Source organism: Vibrio sp. 1159 (assembly GCF_033340395.1).
Taxonomy (GTDB): Bacteria; Pseudomonadota; Gammaproteobacteria; order Enterobacterales; family Vibrionaceae; genus Vibrio; species Vibrio alginolyticus.
This window is the reverse complement of the sequence record NZ_JAWOWL010000200.1, coordinates 1-1,016: the sequence shown is the minus strand read 5'-3', so window position 1 is coordinate 1,016 and position 1,016 is coordinate 1. Positions and strand designations below refer to the sequence as shown.

The window sequence follows — 1,016 nt, the reverse complement described above, 5'->3', positions numbered from 1 at the left end:
TTCTCTTCGAAGCGCAGTTTCGCACGCTCTGCGGCTTCTGCTTCTTGAGTTCGAGTACGAATTTCTGCTTTTGCTTGGCGGTAATATTGCACCAGTGGAATTTCACTTGGACAAACAAATGCACAAGCGCCACACTCGATACAATCTTTTAGATTTAGTTCTTCTAGCTTGTCATATTCGTCGGCCTTAGCATGCCATTGAAGCTGCTGTGGCAGTAGAGATGCAGGACAAGCTTCCGCACATTGACCACAACGTATACATTCCATCTCGTATTGATGAGCTGAAATCTCGTGACGAGTCGGAGCTAAAATACAGTTCGCCGTTTTGGTGATAGGAACCTGTGAGTGGGGCAGGGTAAAGCCCATCATTGGTCCGCCCATGATCAAACGCTGAAGTTTTTTATCGGCTTTGTACCCGAATTCGTCGAGCAGTGCTTGAACTGGGGTACCCAAGAGCGCCCATACGTTTCGAGGCTGTTTAAAGGTTTTACCGGTTAACGTAACGACACGTTCGATCATTGGCTCGCCATCGATGATAGCGCGCTTAATCGAGTATAAAGAACCGACGTTTTGAACCAAGATGCCAATATCTGCAGGGATAGAGCCGCTAGGAACTTCCTTGTTGGTCAGAATCTTTATCAGCTGCTTTTCACCACCCGATGGGTATTTCGTCGGGATTACTCGAATAACAATGTCCTTGTTCAGCGCGGCACTTTCCAGTGCTTTAATGGCATCTGGTTTGTTATCTTCGATACCAATGATCGTCAGTTTTGGCTTAAGGATATGTTCGACGATTTCGATGCCCTGAATAAGCTCTTCGGCATGCTCCTGCATCAGTTTGTCATCGGCCGTGATGTACGGTTCACATTCTGCTGCATTTACAATCAGGATTTCTGTACGAGCAATGCCTGATTGGATCTTTTTCGCGGTAGGGAAGCCAGCACCACCCATCCCTGAAATGCCAGCAAGGCGAATAATGTCGATGAGTGCATCGGCGGATTCTTGAGTGTAGTCAGC

The 1,016-nt window shown here is 47.3% G+C and carries 1 protein-coding gene; it reads right to left on the bottom strand.

Going from position 1 to position 1,016, the window contains the following annotated elements; genetic code table 11:
• Positions 1 to 1,016, bottom strand: a 1,016-nt coding sequence (rsxC, locus tag R7127_RS26985; protein WP_318148772.1) for an electron transport complex subunit RsxC, incomplete at both ends; no start/stop codon positions are given.